This is a genomic window from Streptomyces sp. NPDC093225 (assembly GCF_044753805.1).
GTDB lineage: Bacteria > Actinomycetota > Actinomycetes > Streptomycetales > Streptomycetaceae > Streptomyces.
Window position 1 is genome coordinate 177,895 of the sequence record NZ_JBIVNX010000008.1, and the last position, 17,826, is coordinate 195,720.

Sequence of the window (17,826 nt, forward strand, 5' to 3'; positions counted from 1 at the left end):
AGGAGAACTCCTTTCATGGCAACTCACAAGCGCTCCAGCCGACTTCGCTACGCGTCCATAGCGGCGGGAGCGGCCACCGCGGTCACCGCGGCCCTGTTCGCAGTACCCTTCGCCGGCGCGGCGGCCCCGCCCGAGGGCACCGTCCACGGCCTCGGCGCACCGGGTGCGGTGGACGGCAGCTTCGTCGTCATCCTGGACGCGTCCGCGAACAAGGAGGACCTGGCGAAGAAGTACGGAGGCAAACTGGAACGCGCCTACGGCTCCGCGGTCAACGGCTTCTCGGCGTCCGGACTGACCGACAAGGAGGCCAAACAGCTCGCCGCGGACCCCGCGGTCGACACGGTCGAGCAGAACAAGCGCTTCACGATCAACGAGACGCAGGAGAACCCGCCGTCCTGGGGCCTGGACCGGATCGACCAGGCCGAAACCGCGGGCGACGAGAAGTACACCTACCCGGACAACGGCGGCGCGGGCGTCACGGCCTACGTCATCGACACCGGGGTGCGCGTCTCGCACCAGGACTTCGGCGGCCGGGCCAGCAGCGGCTTCGACGCTGTGGACAAGGACGAGTCCGCGGACGACGGCAACGGCCACGGCACGCACGTCGCGGGCACGATCGCCGGCACGGCGCACGGCGTGGCCAAGAAGGCGAAGATCGTCGCGGTGCGCGTGCTGGACGACAACGGCTCCGGCACCACCGAGCAGGTGGTGGCGGGCATCGACTGGGTGACGCAGCACCACACGGGTCCGTCGGTGGCGAACATGAGCCTCGGCGGCGGCGCCGACGAGGCGCTGGACGCCGCGGTCAAGCGCGCCGTCGACTCGGGCGTCACCTTCGCCGTGGCGGCAGGCAACGAGTCCAGGGACGCCGGCCAGGGCTCGCCCGCCCGGGTCCCGGAGGCGATCACGGTGGCCTCCAGCACCGAGGGCGACGAGCAGTCGGACTTCTCGAACTTCGGTTCCGTGGTGGACCTGTACGCCCCGGGGTCGGAGATCACCTCGGACTGGAACGACAGCGACACGGGCACCAAGACGATCTCCGGTACGTCGATGGCCACCCCGCACGTGGCCGGCGCCGCCGCCGTCTACCTGGGCGGCCACCCCTCGGCCACGCCGGCGGACACGGCCGCCGCGCTGACCGCGGGGGCCACCGAAGGCGCCCTCTCCAACCCCTCCCCGGGCACCGCGAACAAGCTCCTGAAGATCGCGCCGTAACCGCCCGGGGGCAGCCCCGAGCGGCCGCCCCCCGGCCGACCCTTCGACGGTCCACCCGAGCGACGGCCTCCGACCGCCCCTCGCCCCCGCCCCCAGGCGCGGGCGGGGGGCGCGGCCGTCCGCACGCCCGCGGGTCCCCCTTGCGGCCGTACCTGCGCGCCGGCGTCGGCGCGTCGGTGATCGCCTTCCTGGAGTCCGTCCCGCGCGTTTGCCACGCTGGCCCGTGGTCGAGGTCGAGAGCCGGTCGCCGGGGCCGGCGTCGCCGGAATCGGAGGCCCTCACGTGCGCATCATGATGGTGGCTCATGCCTTCCCACCCACGTGGGGCGGGGTCGAGACGCATCTGGCCGACCTGGTGCGGGCCCTGCGCCGACGGGGCCACGAGGTCCTGTGCCTGGTCGGTGGGGACGAGTCCGACGAGACCTGGGAAGGCGTCCCCGTCCGTCGGCGTCCCCTGCTGCGGCCCGAGAACCTCCTGCGGGTCCACCGCGGCGGCGACGGCGGCCGAGCCGGACACCTCCGCTCGATCGAGGCCGTCGTACGCGGCTGCCTGGACTCGGTCCGGCCGCACGTCGTCCACCTGCACAACGCACACCACTACGGCCCGCAACTCGCGCACGGCGTCCTGGCCGCCGTGGCCGCCGGCCGCGGCCGCAGCGGTCACCCGGACCCGGTCGTCCTCAACAGCGTCCACGACCACACCGGGGAGCACGTGCTCCGGGACGTGATGGACCTGCCCTGGCACCTGCTGCTGTACGTCAGCGACTTCCTCCGCGCCTCCCTCCCGAGCCGCGCTCCGTCCGTGACGCTGCCGCTGGGCATCGACGCGTCGAGGTTCGCCGCGCAAGGGCCGCGCCACGAGGCGCTGGAGCGGCTGGAAAGGCCCGTGATCTTCCACCCGGCGAGGCCGCTCCCGTGGAAGGGGGTGGACGTGGGCCTGGCGGCCTTCGTCGAGGTGCGCAGGCGGCTGGGCCGCGGCAGCCTCGTCCTGTGCTCGGGTGACGACATCATCGGCGAAGCGTCGGTCCTCTCCGAGCTCAGGCACCGACTGGCGCGCACCGCGGCGGACGCAGGGGTCGCCGAGCACGTCCTGTTCCAGGACTTCCCGCCGCTCGCGATGGGCGACGCCTACCGAGGCTGCGACCTGGTCTGGTACCCGACGACGGGGGAGGAGCCCTACGGACTCGTCCCCCTGGAGGCCATGGCGTCCCGGCGGCCGGTCGTCGTCGCCGACTCGGGCGGTCTCGTCGAGACCGTGACCGACGGGGTCAACGGACTGGTCGTACCGCGCGGTGACAGCGGCGCCCTCGCGCACGCCGCCGCGCGCCTGCTGACCGACGAGGGGCTGCGCCGCCGGGTCGTGGCCGGCGGGCTGGACCGGGTGCGCAGCTGCGGCATCGACGCCTACACGCGCCGTCTCGAGGACATGTACGAGACGGCGCGGTCGGGCGCCGCCACCGGAGACCCGGGATGAGCGGTGCTCCCCCCACACCCGAGGAAATCGACGTCACCGAGTTCCAGAACCTCCGTCAGGAGATCAACAACCGGACGAACCTGGCCTACGCCCTCATCACCCTTCAGCTCGCGGCACTCGGGACGGGGCTCTCCGTCATGACCCGGCTCCCCGACGTCCTGCTGGGCCTCGCCGCCGCCTCCAGCTTCCTGTGGCTGTTCTGGGTGGACCACGCCGGCCAGGTGTACAAGATCGCCGGCTACATCGCCCTCGAACTCAGCCCCCAGCTCAGCGCGGACGTCCGCAGGCCCGTCCTGCGCTGGGAGCACTTCCTGCGGAGGGTCGACGCCGGCGGCGGCACGACGCTGCGGGCGTTGTACGGCACGGACGCGCCACAGGGCCGGGTGTACGTCCAGAGCAGCACGGCCGCCGACGTGTACGCGATGCTGCTGTTCGGCTGCACGCCGCCGCTCATGATCTGCGGGTACGTGGTGGTCATGCTGGTCGGCGGCGAACGCACCCCGGTCCTCGTCGTGGTGCCGGCCGCCGCTGCCACGGGGCTGTGGATCTACACCGTCACGCGCTTCCGCGGATTCCGGAAGACGGTCAGCACCATCGGAACGGCCATCAGGGCCTCCGAGCCGGAGTCCGGTGCCGGTGCCGGTTCCGGTCCTAGTCCTCGTCCCGGTACGGCTCCGGGGGACGCGTCGTGAGCCGGTGGCCCGGGCCGTTCCCGGGCGTGTGGCCGAGCGGCCTGCCGCCCCGGGCGGACCGCGCGCTGCGCGACTGGGTGCGCAGGCATCCGGACGCCCGCGTCGTCCGCGCGGCCCGTGACGCGGTGTACGGCGCCCTCTCGGTCCTCCACACCGAGGACCACTGCCCGGCGACCAACGGCGAGGCGCACGTCCTGCGGTGCCTGGCCCGGGCCGCGGGCGCGGCACACCCGGGTCCGCGCGGCCCCGTCCTGTTCGACGTGGGCGCGAACCGCGGGGCCTGGGCCGTGACCGCCCTCGACGCGTGTCCCGGGGCCCGTGTGCACTGTTTCGAGCTCGTACGGCCGGTGCGGCGCCGACTGCACCTGCTGGCGGCCGAGCGGTCGGGCATCGTGGTGGCCGAGGCCGGGCTGGCGGACCGGCCCGGTGTGCGGAGGGTCAAGTACTACCCGGCGTGCGACGCGCTGAGTTCGCTGTACGACTACCCGCACGAGGCGCGCTTCGAGTGGCGGCAGGAACCCGTGCTCCGGGGGGACGACTACCTGAGCGCGCACGGCGTCCACACCGTGGACCTCCTCAAGATCGACACGGAGGGCGCCGAGCTCGAGGTCCTGGCGGGCTTCCGGCAGGCCCTGGGCGCGGGCAGGGTCGCCGCGGTCCAGTTCGAGTACGGGTACTCCGCGATCCTCTCGGGGTCGCTCCTGTACCGCCTGTACGACCTGCTGGGCCCGTTGGGCTACCGCCTGGGGAGGATCCTCCCGCAGCGGGTCGACTTCCGTCCGTACACCTTGTTCGACGAGAGGTTCTTCGGCCCGAACTTCCTCGCGGTGCACCGCTCGCGACCGGATCTGGCACGGCTGCTCGCGGGACGGGGGACTCCGGTCCCCCGCCGCCTCCGGCGGCCGAGCGGCCCCGCAGGGCCGACGGGGTCCGGTGCCGCCCGGGACGGCGAGCGATGAACGCTGCCCCGGCAGGAGGCGGGCCGCGGCCCGTGGCGCTGGTGACGGGCGCCGGCAGGCGACGGGGCCTGGGTGCGGCCATCGTCACCCGCCTGGCGGAAACCGGGTGGGACGTCGCCTTCACGTACTGGACGCCGTACGACGCCCGGAGGCCCTGGGGAGCCGATGCGGGAGCCCCGGAACGGCTGGCGGCCCGGGTCGTGGCGGCCGGTGCCCGCGCCCACTTCCTGGAAGCCGACCTCTCCCGCGCCCCGGCGGCCGCCGACGTGGTCGACAGTGCCGAAGCCGCCTTCGGCCGGCCCGTGACGGCCCTGGTCCTGGCGCATGCCGAGTCGGTGGCCTCCGGCCTGCTGGACACGGGCATCGAGAGCTTCGACCGGCACTTCGCCGTCAACGCGCGCGCCGGCTGGCTCCTCATCCGCGCCTACGCCGAGCGCTTCACCGGCCCGTACGGGAGCGGCCGGATCGTCGCCCTCACCAGCGACCACACGGTGGGGAACCTGCCCTACGGAGCGAGCAAGGGCGCCCTCGACCGCATCACCCTGGCGGCCGCACAGGAACTCGCCGGGCTCGGCGTCACGGCGAACGTGGTCAACCCCGGGCCGATCGACACCGGCTGGATGTCCGACCGGACCAGGGAGACGCTGGTGAACGCCACCCCGCTGGGCAGGCTGGGCACGCCTGCCGAGTGCGCCGACCTCGTGGGCTTCCTGTGCTCTCCCGAAGGCGGCTGGATCAACGGCCAGCTCCTGTACAGCAACGGCGGTCTGCAGCACATCCCGGGACGCGACCGGACCTGAGGCTGCCGGGCGCGCCGTGGCCGCGCCCGGCCCGGCCGCCGACCTCGTGCGTCGGGGCGACGCTCAGCCGGCATCCCGGTCGGCCGGACGGTTCGCCGGACGGTCCGTCCGAGGGGCCGCCCGGACCGGGGTGCTCGCGGGGTCGCGCCACATGGGCCAGAGGGTCGGGCCGCCGTCGGGGAGCGGGATCTCGCCGGTGACGCGGAATCCGAGGCGCTCGTAGAACGGCACGTTCGAGGGCCTGCTGGACTCCAGGTAGGCGGACTCCCCGAGCAGGTCGCAGAGCGCCAGTTGTTCGCGCAGCAGGGCCGAACCCGCTCCCGTGCCCTGGACCTCGGGGTCCGTCCCGACCGTCGGCAGGTACCAGTGCGGCAGGTGCGGGTGGGCCTCGTGGAGGGTGTTCTGGACCTCGGCGGCCCGCCGCAGCCCGCCCGGCCCGAACACCCGCACGTACCGGGGCACGGCCCTCAGGTCCTGGAGCGGGGACGTCTGCCACTGCCCGGGCCCCGACCACAGCGCGGCGGACAGCAGCCGCCCGTCCCTCGTCGCGGCGACCCGGACGGCACCGGACCGCGGCCGCTGCCGGCGCTGGGCCAGCCGGAAGTAGAGGGCGGCCCGGCGTTCCCGGCCCGACGGATCGGGGAGCATCCAGCTCATGACGGGATCGTCCGCGAAGGCCCGGGCCAGCAGCGCGGCGATCGCCCGGCCCTCGCCCGGCCGGGCGCACCGGACCCCGAACCCCTGCGTCAGCAGCCCCGCACGTACGTTCATCGGGCCACGGTAAGCAGCGCGGCGGGCCGTTCCCGCCACCCGCGCCCGTGTCCCGGGACCGACCGGTCCCGGTCACCCGGTCGGCCCCCGCGCCGCGCCCCTCGGGCCCCGCGGTCATCCACCCGGGCGCACACCGCGTGCCGCGTCCGCGTCGGCACGTCAGGCTGCTCCCAAGGAACGAAGCCTCCGCGCAGACCGCACCGACCACACAGACGAGGACCGAGCCATGTCCCACCACAGGCGTTTCGGGGTCATCTCCGGGGCGGCGCTGCTGCTGCTCCTCACCGCCACCGCCTGTTCGGCCGACCGGACCACGGTGGGCGAACTCACCTTCCGCGCCGCGAACTCCCCGGCCGAGCTGACGTACTCCAACACCAGCGTCAACGGGTGCACGCCGATCCTGCTCCCGCGCGGCGCCGCGCACGTGCACAACAACACCCTGGTCGACGTCATCCTGTACCGGACACCGAACTGCCAGACGTTCAGCGGTGCCGACGGGACCTACGTGGGCACCACCCTGTCGGACGTCACGGCCCCCGGCACCCTGCCGTGGCGGAGCTTCAGCGTCGTGCACTGACCCCGCCCCCGCGGCCCGCCACCGCACCGATCAGGCGGCGTGCAGGGCCCCCACCAGAGGTGGGGGCCCTGCGCGGGCCGCCCAACGGCCCGGTCCTGCATACCCGTTGCCCTTTTCGCACCCCGGTTGGCAGACTCGCTCCGATCGCTTTCGATCTTCACTTCTGTTCTGTACGGGGGGTACACACAGTGCATTTCCGCATGCCCGCACGCACCGCCGCGGTCCGCACCGCCGCGGTCCTCGCCGCCGCCGCGCTCGCGCTGCCGCTGGCCGCAGCCGGCACCGTCCACGCCGCCGAGATGCCGCAGGGCGAGTTCAACTGGTCCGGGGACCAGGGAGACGGCTACGACGACCAGGCCCGCTGGTACGGGCCGGGTCAGGGCGACACCATCGAGGTCACCGCCTCCGCCGACCACCGCACGCTCCGGGTCACCGTCACCCGGCCGGACGACTCGTGGACCGTGGACCTCGCCGCGCCCGCCGGACAGTCCCTCGCGCCCGGGACGTACGCGAACGCGGTGAAGGCCCCGCAGTCCCCGGACACCGCCCTCGACCAGCCCGGCATCTTCGTCAACGGCTCGTTCGGCGGCTGTGCCACCCTGACCGGCGCCTTCACCATCAAGGAACTGGTCTTCGGCGAGGGCACGGCCGTCAAGAAGATCGACCTGTCCTACGCGCAGGACTGCGACGACCGTGGCTTGCTCAGGGGCTACCTGATGGCGAACGACGTCACCCCGCCGAAGCCGGTGGCCCTCGGCGTCACGGTCGACGCCAACGGCAAGCTCTCCAAGGCGGGCAGGGCGACGCTGACCGGCACGGTCACCTGCACCAAGCCGGTGAAGGTCGCGGTCTTCGGTTCCGCCAGCCAGGAGCAGCCGAAGTTCGTGCAGGGCGGGTTCCGTACCGAGGTGGACTGCGTGCCGGGGCAGGCCGTGGCCTGGCGGGCTCCGGTTCAGGTGCACACGCCCGAGACGGACACGCCGTTCGTCAAGTCCGAGCGCCTCAAGGTCTTCGGCGATGCCGCGGCCACCGACCCCGACCTCGGCTCCTACGTGACCGTCACCACCGACAAGTGGGTCAAGCTGCGCTAGCGGCTCCACCCCGGCGTCGCCCGAGCGGGCGGCGGTCCCGCCGCGGTCCGTCCGCGTGTGGACCGCCGCCCGCGCGTCGTTCGAGGGGGTGTGCGGCGGCCGTCGTCAGGCCGTCGCGCGGCCGGTCCCTGACCGGAACTCGCCTGAATGTGGCCGGAGTCGGCGGTTCGTCAGGAGCCGTCCACGGTGGTGGTGGGGGGCGTTCACGTGTTGATCATCTGAGGTTCTTATGTCATGTGAAATATCACATGACATAAGACGCCCCAGACCCGGGGCGTGCACGATGACAAGGAGTACCCCGATGAACCGCATGGCCCTTCTCGCGGTCGGCGTCGCAGGCCTGACCGCGCTCGCGGGCGCCCCTGCCGAGGCGACCGAGGCCACCGCCACCGCCCAGACCGTGACCTCCTGCGGCTACTCGGGGCTGCAGGCGGGCCTGTCCACCCGGCTCTGCGCCGACGTCACCGACGGTGTCGTCGAGTTCTACGGCAAGGTCGGCCTGGCCGGCCCGCCTTCCCCGGGCAGCCCGGCGCCCGCGCCGAAGGAGCTCTTCACGACGCTTTCCGCCGAGGTCGTCGGCAGCGGGATCGCGCCCGTGACACAGGACCGGCCGGTCCGCTTCATCGCGACGCCGCTCGAGGTGCACGGCGTGGTGACCACCGCGGCCTGCGGCTCGACCGTCCGCGGCACCTTCGGGGTGGCCTCCTTCCCCTGGTCGGCCCGTCCGGTCGTCCACGAGGTCACGATCACCTGCTGATCCCCGCTCGGCGCCGCGCTCCCTCCTGACGGGAGCGGGGCCGCCGAGGGGGCGGGCGGAGTGGGGCCGGCGCTGTCGCGGCCGGCCCCACTCGGCCGTACGCGCGCGAGCTCCCGCCGCCGCGCCCGCGCCCATGCCTGTCTCTGCCCGTGCCGCTGCGCCCGCGCCGGCACCCTCGGCCGGGGTCGACTCTTGCCCACCGTTATTACGATGTCGTATTATCCGAAATCATGAAGTACGAAAGCGTCGAATCCGACCGGTCCGTGCTGCTGGCCCTCCAGCGCGCGACCCACGCCACGCTGCACCTGATCACCACCGCGCTCGTCGATCTCGGCCTGACCGCCTCGGAGATCAACGCGCTGGCCAACCTGGCCGACGGAGAGTCCCGCACCGTGTCCCAGCTCGGCGCCGCCGTCGGCAGCCGACCCACCACGCTCACCAGCGTGCTGGACCGCCTGGAGCGGCGCGGACACATCACCCGCGGCACCCTGGCCGGCGACCGCCGCTCGGTCCTCGTCGAGCTCACCGACACCGGACGGGCGGCGGCGACCCTGATCGAGGAGACGCTGGCGGGCGTGGAAGCGCGCGCCCTCACCGCGCTGCCCGCCGACGCGGTCGCGGGCTTCCACGCCGTGGTGGACGCACTCATCAAGGAGGAGTCGTGACCCCGGACCCCCGCACCACGCAGGACGACGCCGCGCCGCTGTTCGGCGACCTGATGGCCGAGGTGATGGCGACCGCCGAGCACTTCGGCCACCGTCAGCACGTCCACCTGACCTGGCTGGCCGTACGGCGCTGCGGAACGGGACCGGCCGTGCGGCTGGTCAGCGACGGCATCCGGGCCACCGCCCGCTACGCGGGCGCCCCGCAGAAGTACCACGCCACCGTCAGCCGGGCCTGGGTCGAACTGGTCGGCCACCACGTTGACCAGGAGGACACCGCCGACTTCGACTCGTTCGCCGAGCGCAACCCGGCGCTGCTCGACAAGAAGCTGCTGTCCCGCTTCTACCACTCCACGACGCTGGCCGGCCCCGCCGCCCGGACCGGCTGGGTCGAGCCCGACAACGAGCCCTTCCCCTGGCGGCGCGCCGGGTGAGGCCCCGCCGGGGACCCCGAGCGGCCGGCGGCGCTCAGCCGGCCGGGTCGACCGGCTTCGCCCCGGTCCGGACCAGGAACTCGGTGAGCACCTCGGCGAGGCGCTCGGGCTGGTCCTCGGGGATCAGCGTGGCGGAATCCGCGATCTCCACCAGCCGGCCCTGCGGATACAGTTCGGCCAGCCGCGGCCCGTGCTCGCGCGGCATCAGAGGGTCCCGGTCGGCCCAGACGACCAGGACCGGCAGGTCGACCCGGCGCAGCTGCTCGCTCCAGGCCAGCAGGGTGCCGCGGTCGGGTGCGCCGGTCGCGAACTTCGCGAAGTCCCGGCGAACGCCACGGCTGCGGGTCGCGGGGCCGAACCAGTCGTCCACGATCTCGTCGGGCACGCCGCGCAGGCTCATCCCGCCGTAGCCCTTGGGGTGGTGCCGGAACGCGGGAACGCGCATGAGCCGCGTCAGCAGTCGGACGCCCCCGGGGACCCTGCTCACCTGGGCCAGCGCCTTGGCCGGCCCGGGAGGGAAGTTGTCGAAGGCCTCACAGGCGACCAGCGCCATGCGGGCGATGCGCCGGCCCTCCGGCTCCAGCAGCAGGAACTGGCCTCCGCCCCAGTCGTTGAGCACGAGCGTCACCTGGTCCAGCCCGAGGCGCTCGACGAACTCGCCCAGGATGCGGGCGGCACCGCGCTGGGACAGGTCGGCGTCGGGGTGCATGGGCTGCCGATGACCACCCAGGGGCAGCGTGGGCAGGACACAGCGGTACCCGTCCAGCAGGGGGACCACCTTGCGCCACTGCGTCTCGTTCATCGGCACGCCGTGCCCGAACACGAGCACCGGCCCCGCACCGCCGGTGTCCTGGTAGTCGATCGGTCCGCACGACAACTCGATCCGCGGCATGGCACCCCCGTTTGACAGCCGATACCGCAGCGATCATCCCCGCCCGGGCACCGAACGGCAACGGCACGGACCGGACACCATCGGCACCGATGCCCGTGCCGATGCCGTGGCCGAAGTCGTCGCCTCGCGCGCGGTCATGCGCCGGGGCAGAGCACGAACAGGGGAAGGGCGCGGCGGACGGGCCGATCGCCGATCTCCTCGAGCGCCGCGCGGATCTCGTCCAGGTGGCCCGTGGTCAGCTCCAGCGGCGGCTCGTCGGGCTGGTGGACGGTGCGGATCGGGTAGTCCACGCCGGGCTCCCGCGTCATCTCGATGTGGCACCCCAGCACGTGGGTGACCGTCCGCTCGCCGCAGAAGTCGATCAGACGGTCGATGGTCCGGGTGAACGCCTTCCAGTCCTGGACGTAGAGGCGGCCGGGGTAGACCGTGTCGCCGGTGAGGAGGAACCCGGTCCACGGGTCGTAGTACGTGACCGCGGCCTCGTGGTGGCCCGGGGTGGCCAGGCACTCCAGCACGCGCCCTCCCAGGTCCACCCGTGCCACGCCGTCCGGATCGTCGTCGAAACCGAAGTACGGCCAGGCGGTGGCCGGTTCCGCGCCGACCACCGTGGTGTCGGGACGGTCCGCGAACTGGCCGTCGCCCGCGACGTGGTCCCCGTGCGGATGGGTGTGGAGCACCAGCAGGTGGTACCCGGGCCTGGGATGCCGGTCCAGCCACGACGCGACGAGCCCGTCGACGACGTGGCGAAGCGGGAAGTACTCGGCGGACGCGGTGGCGCCGGTGTCGATCAGCACGGCCCGGTCGTTGCCGAACAGCAGGAAGAGGAAGGGCGCTTCGTAGTCGATCGCCATGTTCTGGCGCAGGACGTACGTGTGTTCGTCGTAGGCGTGGACCTGGATGTCCGGGTCGGTGTTGTGCTTGGCCGACGGCGAGCCGTGGATCCACCGGACGCCCAGGGGGCGGGGCGGGGGAGTCGCACCGGCGAAGTCGACCAGGGAGGTGCGGGCACCCATGTGGCGTCTCCTCGGGTGCGTCGTCTTGGCGGGCCGGGTACGGCGCACGTCTCGTCCGGGGCCGGCACGTACGCGCCGCCATGGGCGACCGTACCACCGGCCCGCGCGGCGGCGTCCCGACGGCCCGACGGGTCAGTACCGCGTCGGATCCCCGCCGTCCTGCCGCCCCCGCCGTGTCTCCGTGTCAAGCCCGCAGTGGGGGAGAGTGCGGGTACTCGCTCCCTTCTGAGTAGCCGGATGCCCACGGACAGCGAGAGTGGTCGGTGTAGACGGAGGGACGGGTGGGTAAGACGAGGCCAGGCTTCCAACCGGGGGCCGGGGCGGTCCGCGGACCGCCGCATGGCATGTCAAGAAGGATGATCATGGCGCGTGGCACGGTGAAGTGGTTCAACTCCGAGAAGGGCTTCGGATTCATCGCCCAGGACGGAGGCGGACCGGACGTCTTCGCCCACTACTCCAACATCGCCGGACACGGCTACCGGGAGCTGCGGGAGGGTGAGGCCGTCACGTTCGACGTCACCCAGGGGCAGAAGGGCCCGCAGGCGGAGAACATCACCCGCGCCTGACCCGCCCCCGGTGACCCGGCCGCGGGCCGGTTCGTCCGTCACGGCGCCCGCCTCCCGGGCGGGCGCCGTCCTGCTGCCCGCCGGTGCTCACCGCTCGCCGGCGGGCAGCCCACCGCTCGCCGGCGCTCACTGCCCACGGCTCGCCGCCGCTGCGGGTCACCGCCCGGGCGTCCGCCGTGCTGCCGCCCGGCCCCGTGTCATCCGCCGCTCCTCCCGCTTCCTGAGTTCCTCGGGAGTCTTGCCCGCGACCGGCCTGCTCGCCTCGGGGTGCACCGGGTCCGGGCCCGGGTGATCGTCGACCCGCTCCCCGCGACCGGCCCGCGGCTCCTGGCGTGCGCGCTCCGCGCCGCCCACCGCGCCGTGCTGCGTTCCGTCCATCGCTCGGGCTCCTTTCCTCGCTCGGACCCGCCCCGCCCCGCCACGTCGACCGGGAGCGGTCAGTGCCCGAGGTGGTCCTTTCCCTTTTCCTTCATCTCGCGGGCCTTTCCGCGGGCCTGCAGGGCCGCGCCCTTGGCCTCGTTCGTCTTGTTGCCCATGGCGTGCGCCGTCTTCTGGACGGCCTTTCCGAGCAGTTGCTCGGCCTTGGCCTTCATCTTCTCGGTGGTGCTCATCCGAACTTCCTTCCCTGCCGTGGGTGTCGGGCGGGGTGGCTGCGCCCTCCGCGGGCCTCACCCCAGTCGCAGTCGGCGGCGGAGGGAGGCGCGCGCGGAGAGGCGGAAGAAGTGCAGGGCGCTGCGGACGGTGAGCCGGGCGCCCCACGCCAACGCCCTCAAGGCGAAGCGGCGGGTGAGGACGAGGGCCGCCCAGCGGGCGAGCACCCGCCGCCGGCGCCACCTCCTGCGTCGGCGCCGTCCCGGGCCGACCCTCACGAACGTCTCCGGCCCGCCACGAGGCGGTAGACCGCCAGGAGGACGAGGGAGCCCACGATGGCCGCGATCCACGTCGAGAGCTCGAAGAAGCCGTCGATCGAGTCGATGTCGAAGATGACCTTCCCGAGCCAGCCGCCCAGGAGGGCGCCGGCAATGCCGATCAGTGTCGTGAGAATGATGCCGCCGGGGTCGCGGCCCGACATCAGGAGCTTCGCGATGATTCCGGCGAGCAGCCCCAGAATGATCCAGCCGATGATGCTCATGGAGTGCCCCTCGTCTCACGCATGCGGTTCGTGTAGTTCTTCTGCGCAGTCGCACGGATTCCAAACGCGGACAAATGCGGACAAATGCGGACATCCTCACTGTTGAGCCGCGGTCTCGTTCGCGCCGGGTCCGCTCAGGGACTCCTCGGGGCGGCCCGCTCCGGCGCGCCCCGCGTCCCCGGGCCCGCGGTGCGGGGCGGCATCGCGGCGGCGACGAGGCCGGCCAGCGCCATGGCACCGATGTACCGGCGGGCCGGTCGTCCGGGCGGGCGTGAGGTGCGTCCGGGGCATGGACCGGCTCCCGTCCAGCATTCGCCGGGTGGCCCGGTCCGGCATCACCCGTCGAGGGTGAGGGGTCCGATCCGCCGTGGTGTCGGAATCCATCCGCAAGCTGCCGGATCCGACACTCCCGTCCGGTCTCCCGGCCTCCTACGGTCGAGCCATGAGCACGCACGAGACGATCACCGCCGCGCCGGACCGCACCCGTACGCACACCTGGCAGCCGCGCCCCGAACCGACCCCGGAACTCCTCGGCATGACCGGCCTCGAGATCCTCCGGGCCGCACAGAAGGGCATGCTGCCCGCCTCCTCGATCATGAGCACCCTCGGCTTCCGGCTCGCCGAGGTCGGCGAGGGCTTCGCCGCCTTCGAGGGGGACCCCGGCGACCACCTGCTCAACCCCATGGGCACCGTGCACGGCGGCTTCCTCGCCACGCTCCTGGACTCGGCGCTCGGCTCGGCGGTGATGACCCGGCTGCCGGCGGGCACCGCGTACACCACCGTGCAACTCGGCGTGCACATGATCCGTCCGGTGCTGTCCGACACCCCCACGCTGCGCTGCGAGGGCACCGCCCTGCACGTCGGGCGCACCACCGCCACCGCCGAGGCCCGCATCGTCGGCACCCGTGACGGCAAGCTGTACGCGCACGGTACGACGACCTGCGCCGTCCTGCGCCCCTGAGTCCTGCGGACGGGTGAAATCCGCCCCCCGCCACGGAGGGCGATCATGCCCGGACGACGGGAGAATGGGCGCGAGGCACATCGTCCCGCGCGGGCGAGGGCGAGGGCGCGGCTCTGCGGTCGGGAGGTCGTGGGACATGGAACCGTCGACTCCCCGCGCCGCAGGCAGCACGGGCGAGGCCTCCGCCGGGCTGGGGCGCCGGCATCGGGGGCTGCGCCGCCGCGGCGCGTTCTGGTCCTTCCTCACGCCGGTGCTGCCCGGCGGCCGCGGGCCGGCCGGGCCCGCGGAGCCGGGCGGGGCGGCGGGCCCGGAGCGGGCGGGGGACCACGCCGGGGCCGACCGCGGCCCGGACGTCTTCACGGACGACCGCCCGGGTTCCGTCGCCGACGACCTTCCGGGCCTCGTCCCGGACGTCCGGCACGAGCAGGCAGGGGGCGCCGCTCCGGCGGACCCCGACGGCCCGCCACCCACGCCGTCCGGCCCGCAGGACGAACTCGCCTCCGTGCGGGACATCGTGGTACGGCTGCGGGCCGCCTACCCCCTGGCCGACGCGGCCACCGTCGAGGGGACCGTCCGGGCCGCGTACGCCTCGTTCCACCATGCCAAGGTCAGGGCCTACATACCGATCCTCGTCGAACGCCGGTCCCGCTCGGAACTCCGCGCCACCCACCGCACCACGGCCCGACCCCACGTACCCCAGGGGGCTCCCCCCGGGACGGTCCTCCCGGTCAGCCCCCTCGGCACCGGTGAGCAACGACCCGCGACCGCCCCGACCTCCGTCGGCAGGACGTGGTGGAAGGGCGGTCGATGACGGGCCGGGGCGGTGGCCGCGGGTTCCGCTCGCGGCTTCGGGCGGTGCCCGGGGTCCGCGCCGTCTCGACGTACCGGCGCGAATGGCTCCTGAAGGACCTCGTCGCCGGGGCCGTGCTGACCACCCTCCTGGTGCCGCAGGGCATGGCGTACGCCGAACTGGCCGGCCTGCCGTCCATCACCGGCCTGTACACGACGATCCTCTGCCTGCTCGGCTACGCCGTGTGCGGACCCTCCCGGATCCTGGTGCTGGGCCCCGACTCCTCGCTCGGGCCCATGATCGCCGCCACCGTGCTGCCCCTGGTGGCGTCCGGCGGGGACCCGGACCGGGCCGTCGCGCTGGCCTCGATGCTCGCGGTCATGGTCGCGGGCATCATGATCCTGGCCTCGGTGGCGAAGCTCGGCTTCATCGCCGACCTGGTGTCCAAACCGACGATGATCGGCTACATGAACGGCCTGGCCCTGACCATCCTGATCGGCCAACTGCCCAAGCTCCTCGGCTTCAAGGTCGAGGCGGACAGCCTCATCGGCGAGTGCGTCGGCGTGGTGGAGAAGATCGCCGACGGTGCGGTGGTGCCGGCCGCCGCCGCGGTCGGGATCGGCGGGATCGCCCTGATCCTGCTCCTCCAGCGCTTCCTGCCGAAGGTGCCCGCGGTGCTCGTCATGGTGGTCCTGGCGATCGCCGCCGCGAGCGCCTTCGACCTGGGCGAGCACAGCGTCGGCCTGGTCGGGGTACTGCCCGAGGGCTTCCCGCCGTTCACGCTCCCCGACGTGCGGCTCGCCGACCTCGCGCCGCTGTTCGCCGGCGCGCTCGGCATCGCCCTGGTCTCCCTGGCCGACACGATCTCCAACGCCTCGGCCTTCGCCGCCCGTACCGGTCAGGAGGTCCGCGGCAACCAGGAGATGGCGGGCGTGGGCGTGGCCAACCTGGCGGCCGCCCTCTTCCAGGGCTTCCCGGTCAGCACGAGCGGGTCCCGGACCGCGGTGGCGGAGCGGGCCGGGGCCCGCAGCCAGCTCACCGGGGTCGTCGGCGCGGGGCTCATCGTCCTCATGCTCGTGCTGGCGCCGGGACTGTTCCGCAACCTCCCGCAGCCCGCGCTCGCCGCCGTGGTCATCACCGCCTCGCTGTCCCTGGCCGACGTCCCCGGGGCGGCGCGGCTGTGGCACCAGCGCCGGACGGAGTTCCTGCTGTGCTTCGCGGCCTTCGCCGGGGTGGCCCTGCTCGGCGTGCTGGAGGGCATCGCGATCGCCGTCGCCCTGTCCGTGCTCAACGTCTTCCGGCGCGCCTGGTGGCCGTACAACACCGTGCTGGGGCGGGTGCAGGGCCTGGAGGGCTACCACGACATCCGGTCCTACCCGTGGTCCGGGCAGCTGCCGGGCCTGGTCATCTACCGCTTCGACGCCCCGCTCTTCTTCGCCAACGCCAAGACGTTCCGCGACCAGGTCCGGCGGCTGGCCGGCGCGGACCCGCGGCCCGCGTGGATCGTGATCGCCGCCGAGCCCATGACCGATGTGGACACCACCGCCGCCGACGTCCTGGCCGACCTCGACGAGGAACTCAACGCCGAGGGCGTCCACCTGGTCTTCGCCGAGCTCAAGGACCCGGTACGCCGGAAGATCGAACGCTACGAACTCACCCGCACCATCAACCCGGACCACTTCTTCCCCACCGTCGAGGCCGCGGTCACCGCGTTCCGCCTGCGCACCGGCGCCGAATGGACCCCGCGGCCCCAGCCCCCGGGGGCGTCCTCTCCCCCCGGAGCGTCCCCGCCCCCCGGCGCCTCCCCGCCCCCCGTCGACGAGGAGTGACCACGTGCCCGGAGGACACGCCCACCGGGTCGCCGGCCGCGGCGGCGCTCAGCCGGTCGGATGGCGTTCCGGGGTGAGGGCGGGGGGTGTCCAGCGCTCCCGCCGGGACCGTGCCGACCTGACGCCGCAGTCGCCCTTGAGCTCCTCCGGGATGGCGTACTGCATGACGCGCCCGCGCGTCAGCGCGCTCAGCTCGAGGACCGAGGGACCACGTCCTCGTACAGGTCGACGAGCTGCCGCGTCAGGTGCACGCCCTCGGGGGAGGGGCCCATGTGGCGGGCCATGTACGGGTCGGAGAAGTCACGGGCCTCGTCGAGGTCGGCGGGCATGTGAGCGAGGTCGATGCCGAGCATGGCCCCCACCACCCGCCAGGCGTAGAAGTGGGCGTCGGCCCCCTCGTTCGACAGGTGGACGCCCAGGCGGTGCAGGGCGTCCAGCACCTGGAGGGAGAACATCGTCTGACCGCCGATCATGTCCTCCTGGCAGATCGGCGTGCCCGGCGCCGCCACGTCCCAGCGGTCCTCGCGCCCGAGGTGGTACCGGATCGCGGCGTGCAGCAGCCGGACCTTCTGCGCCGCTGGGATGAACCGGCTGCCCGCTTCGAACGCCCCCGGCTGCATCAGGTAGACGGTGAACCGCCCCGTCTCGGCCATGCGCCGGGAGGGATACTGCAGCGAGTGGGTGGCGCTGAGCAGTTTCGCCACGTGCGGCACCAGGTAGCAGGCGGGCATCGCGGCGAACGACAGCGCGGTGGAGACCCTCGACGGACAGCAGTCGGTCGGCCCGCGCCTGGCAGCCTTGTAACGGACGACCTGCAGCGAGCGCCCCGGGTCCGGCGGCAGGGATCCGCGCCCGGTGCGCAGCACCTCCAGGCACTCCCCGGCCACCAACTCGCCGCGCCGCGGCTACGGGTCGACGAGCTCGACGGTGACCGCCGCGGTGTCGCCCGCTTCGATCGACTCGGCCGTGCGTACGGCGCGCTTGACCGGCAGGACGTAGCAACCGCGGGCGCTGTCCGGGAAGACCGAGGTCAGCCAGGTGCTGCCGCCGATCGTCACGCGTACCCTTCGGGAGCCGAAGCCGCGCCGGGGTACCCCGCCCATGTCGTGGATCTCCTCGGAGACGTCGGTCGGGAGGCTGACGAAGGTCCAGCTGTCGTCCCGCCGGGCGTCCCAGATCCAGAGCTCGGCGTCGAAGGCGAACTGCATGGGC

The 17,826-nt window shown here is 73.4% G+C and carries 22 protein-coding genes, 1 pseudogene and 1 riboswitch; of the genes and pseudogenes, 14 read left to right on the forward strand and 9 right to left on the reverse strand.

Features of this window, described 5'->3' with window-relative positions; genetic code table 11:
- Nucleotides 1-15 precede the first annotated feature (15 nt).
- From ACIQCH_RS10600 to ACIQCH_RS10620, 5 genes are all read left to right on the forward strand, one after another.
- Entirely contained in the window at nt 16-1,215 is a 1,200-nt protein-coding gene (locus tag ACIQCH_RS10600) for a S8 family serine peptidase (RefSeq protein ID WP_402580102.1), read from the forward strand.
- Nucleotides 1,216-1,506: 291 nt separating this feature from the next.
- Nucleotides 1,507-2,688, forward strand: a complete 1,182-nt coding sequence (locus ACIQCH_RS10605) for a glycosyltransferase family 4 protein (protein ID WP_402580200.1) — start codon at nt 1,507-1,509, stop codon at nt 2,686-2,688.
- Entirely contained in the window at nt 2,685-3,380 is a 696-nt protein-coding gene (locus ACIQCH_RS10610; protein ID WP_402580104.1) for a hypothetical protein, read from the forward strand. The genes ACIQCH_RS10605 and ACIQCH_RS10610 overlap by 4 nt, the downstream gene beginning before the upstream one ends.
- Complete coding sequence (locus tag ACIQCH_RS10615; protein ID WP_402580106.1) at nt 3,377-4,339, forward strand: FkbM family methyltransferase; 963 nt, start codon at nt 3,377-3,379, stop codon at nt 4,337-4,339. The genes ACIQCH_RS10610 and ACIQCH_RS10615 overlap by 4 nt, the downstream gene beginning before the upstream one ends.
- Complete coding sequence (locus tag ACIQCH_RS10620; protein ID WP_402580108.1) at nt 4,336-5,139, forward strand: SDR family oxidoreductase; 804 nt, start codon at nt 4,336-4,338, stop codon at nt 5,137-5,139. The genes ACIQCH_RS10615 and ACIQCH_RS10620 overlap by 4 nt, the downstream gene beginning before the upstream one ends.
- A gap of 63 nt (nt 5,140-5,202) precedes the next feature.
- Here ACIQCH_RS10620 and ACIQCH_RS10625 read toward each other — a convergent pair whose 3' ends face one another.
- Nucleotides 5,203-5,910 carry a GNAT family N-acetyltransferase gene (locus ACIQCH_RS10625; RefSeq protein ID WP_402580110.1) on the reverse strand — a complete coding sequence of 236 codons (708 nt, stop codon included), beginning with the start codon at nt 5,908-5,910 and terminating at the stop codon, nt 5,203-5,205.
- A 226-nt stretch (nt 5,911-6,136) separates the two neighbouring features.
- On the opposite strand from ACIQCH_RS10625, the gene ACIQCH_RS10630 reads away from it, so the two are divergent.
- From ACIQCH_RS10630 to ACIQCH_RS10650, 5 genes are all read left to right on the forward strand, one after another.
- Nucleotides 6,137-6,487 (forward strand): hypothetical protein, encoded by a 351-nt coding sequence (locus ACIQCH_RS10630; RefSeq protein WP_402580112.1) that lies wholly within the window; start codon nt 6,137-6,139, stop codon nt 6,485-6,487.
- A 200-nt stretch (nt 6,488-6,687) separates the two neighbouring features.
- A complete protein-coding gene (locus tag ACIQCH_RS10635; RefSeq protein WP_402580114.1) occupies nt 6,688-7,578 on the forward strand; it encodes a hypothetical protein in 891 nt (296 codons plus the stop codon).
- A 301-nt stretch (nt 7,579-7,879) separates the two neighbouring features.
- Nucleotides 7,880-8,335: a hypothetical protein gene (locus tag ACIQCH_RS10640; RefSeq protein WP_402580116.1), complete on the forward strand. Its 456-nt coding sequence runs from the start codon at nt 7,880-7,882 to the stop codon at nt 8,333-8,335.
- Nucleotides 8,336-8,565: 230 nt separating this feature from the next.
- Nucleotides 8,566-9,000, forward strand: a complete 435-nt coding sequence (locus ACIQCH_RS10645) for a MarR family winged helix-turn-helix transcriptional regulator (protein ID WP_402580118.1) — start codon at nt 8,566-8,568, stop codon at nt 8,998-9,000.
- On the forward strand, nt 8,997-9,431 hold the full coding sequence (locus ACIQCH_RS10650) for a hypothetical protein (protein WP_402580120.1): 435 nt from the start codon (nt 8,997-8,999) through the stop codon (nt 9,429-9,431). The genes ACIQCH_RS10645 and ACIQCH_RS10650 overlap by 4 nt, the downstream gene beginning before the upstream one ends.
- 34 nt (nt 9,432-9,465) lie before the next feature.
- On the opposite strand, the gene ACIQCH_RS10655 is transcribed toward ACIQCH_RS10650, so the two are convergent.
- On the reverse strand, nt 9,466-10,323 hold the full coding sequence (locus ACIQCH_RS10655) for an alpha/beta fold hydrolase (protein ID WP_402580122.1): 858 nt from the start codon (nt 10,321-10,323) through the stop codon (nt 9,466-9,468).
- 134 nt (nt 10,324-10,457) lie between these two features.
- Entirely contained in the window at nt 10,458-11,336 is an 879-nt protein-coding gene (locus tag ACIQCH_RS10660; protein ID WP_402580124.1) for an MBL fold metallo-hydrolase, read from the reverse strand.
- A 14-nt stretch (nt 11,337-11,350) separates the two neighbouring features.
- Nucleotides 11,351-11,418, reverse strand: a riboswitch (guanidine-III (ykkC-III) riboswitch).
- A gap of 280 nt (nt 11,419-11,698) precedes the next feature.
- On the opposite strand from ACIQCH_RS10660, the gene ACIQCH_RS10665 reads away from it, so the two are divergent.
- A complete protein-coding gene (locus ACIQCH_RS10665) occupies nt 11,699-11,902 on the forward strand; it encodes a cold-shock protein (protein ID WP_030208975.1) in 204 nt (67 codons plus the stop codon).
- A 156-nt stretch (nt 11,903-12,058) separates the two neighbouring features.
- Here ACIQCH_RS10665 and ACIQCH_RS10670 read toward each other — a convergent pair whose 3' ends face one another.
- From ACIQCH_RS10670 to ACIQCH_RS10685, 4 genes are read right to left on the reverse strand one after another with little or no spacing between them, the layout of a single operon-like run.
- Nucleotides 12,059-12,280 (reverse strand): hypothetical protein, encoded by a 222-nt coding sequence (locus tag ACIQCH_RS10670; RefSeq protein WP_402580127.1) that lies wholly within the window; start codon nt 12,278-12,280, stop codon nt 12,059-12,061.
- Between the two features lie 59 nt (nt 12,281-12,339).
- Complete coding sequence (locus tag ACIQCH_RS10675; RefSeq protein WP_402580129.1) at nt 12,340-12,513, reverse strand: hypothetical protein; 174 nt, start codon at nt 12,511-12,513, stop codon at nt 12,340-12,342.
- Nucleotides 12,514-12,570: 57 nt separating this feature from the next.
- Entirely contained in the window at nt 12,571-12,720 is a 150-nt protein-coding gene (locus tag ACIQCH_RS10680; RefSeq protein ID WP_402580131.1) for a hypothetical protein, read from the reverse strand.
- Between the two features lie 47 nt (nt 12,721-12,767).
- On the reverse strand, nt 12,768-13,034 hold the full coding sequence (locus ACIQCH_RS10685) for a GlsB/YeaQ/YmgE family stress response membrane protein (protein WP_402580133.1): 267 nt from the start codon (nt 13,032-13,034) through the stop codon (nt 12,768-12,770).
- A gap of 442 nt (nt 13,035-13,476) precedes the next feature.
- On the opposite strand from ACIQCH_RS10685, the gene ACIQCH_RS10690 reads away from it, so the two are divergent.
- From ACIQCH_RS10690 to ACIQCH_RS10700, 3 genes are all read left to right on the forward strand, one after another.
- On the forward strand, nt 13,477-13,995 hold the full coding sequence (locus ACIQCH_RS10690) for a PaaI family thioesterase (protein WP_402580136.1): 519 nt from the start codon (nt 13,477-13,479) through the stop codon (nt 13,993-13,995).
- A gap of 136 nt (nt 13,996-14,131) precedes the next feature.
- Nucleotides 14,132-14,806, forward strand: a complete 675-nt coding sequence (locus tag ACIQCH_RS10695; protein WP_402580138.1) for a three-helix bundle dimerization domain-containing protein — start codon at nt 14,132-14,134, stop codon at nt 14,804-14,806.
- Nucleotides 14,803-16,614 (forward strand): SulP family inorganic anion transporter, encoded by a 1,812-nt coding sequence (locus ACIQCH_RS10700; protein WP_402580140.1) that lies wholly within the window; start codon nt 14,803-14,805, stop codon nt 16,612-16,614. The genes ACIQCH_RS10695 and ACIQCH_RS10700 overlap by 4 nt, the downstream gene beginning before the upstream one ends.
- Before the next feature lie 48 nt (nt 16,615-16,662).
- Here the strand turns inward: ACIQCH_RS10700 and ACIQCH_RS10705 are convergent.
- Nucleotides 16,663-17,372, reverse strand: a pseudogene (locus tag ACIQCH_RS10705) (oxygenase MpaB family protein); the annotation flags it as partial.
- A 147-nt stretch (nt 17,373-17,519) separates the two neighbouring features.
- Nucleotides 17,520-17,822 (reverse strand): DUF1905 domain-containing protein, encoded by a 303-nt coding sequence (locus ACIQCH_RS10710; RefSeq protein ID WP_402580142.1) that lies wholly within the window; start codon nt 17,820-17,822, stop codon nt 17,520-17,522.
- Nucleotides 17,823-17,826 lie beyond the last annotated feature (4 nt).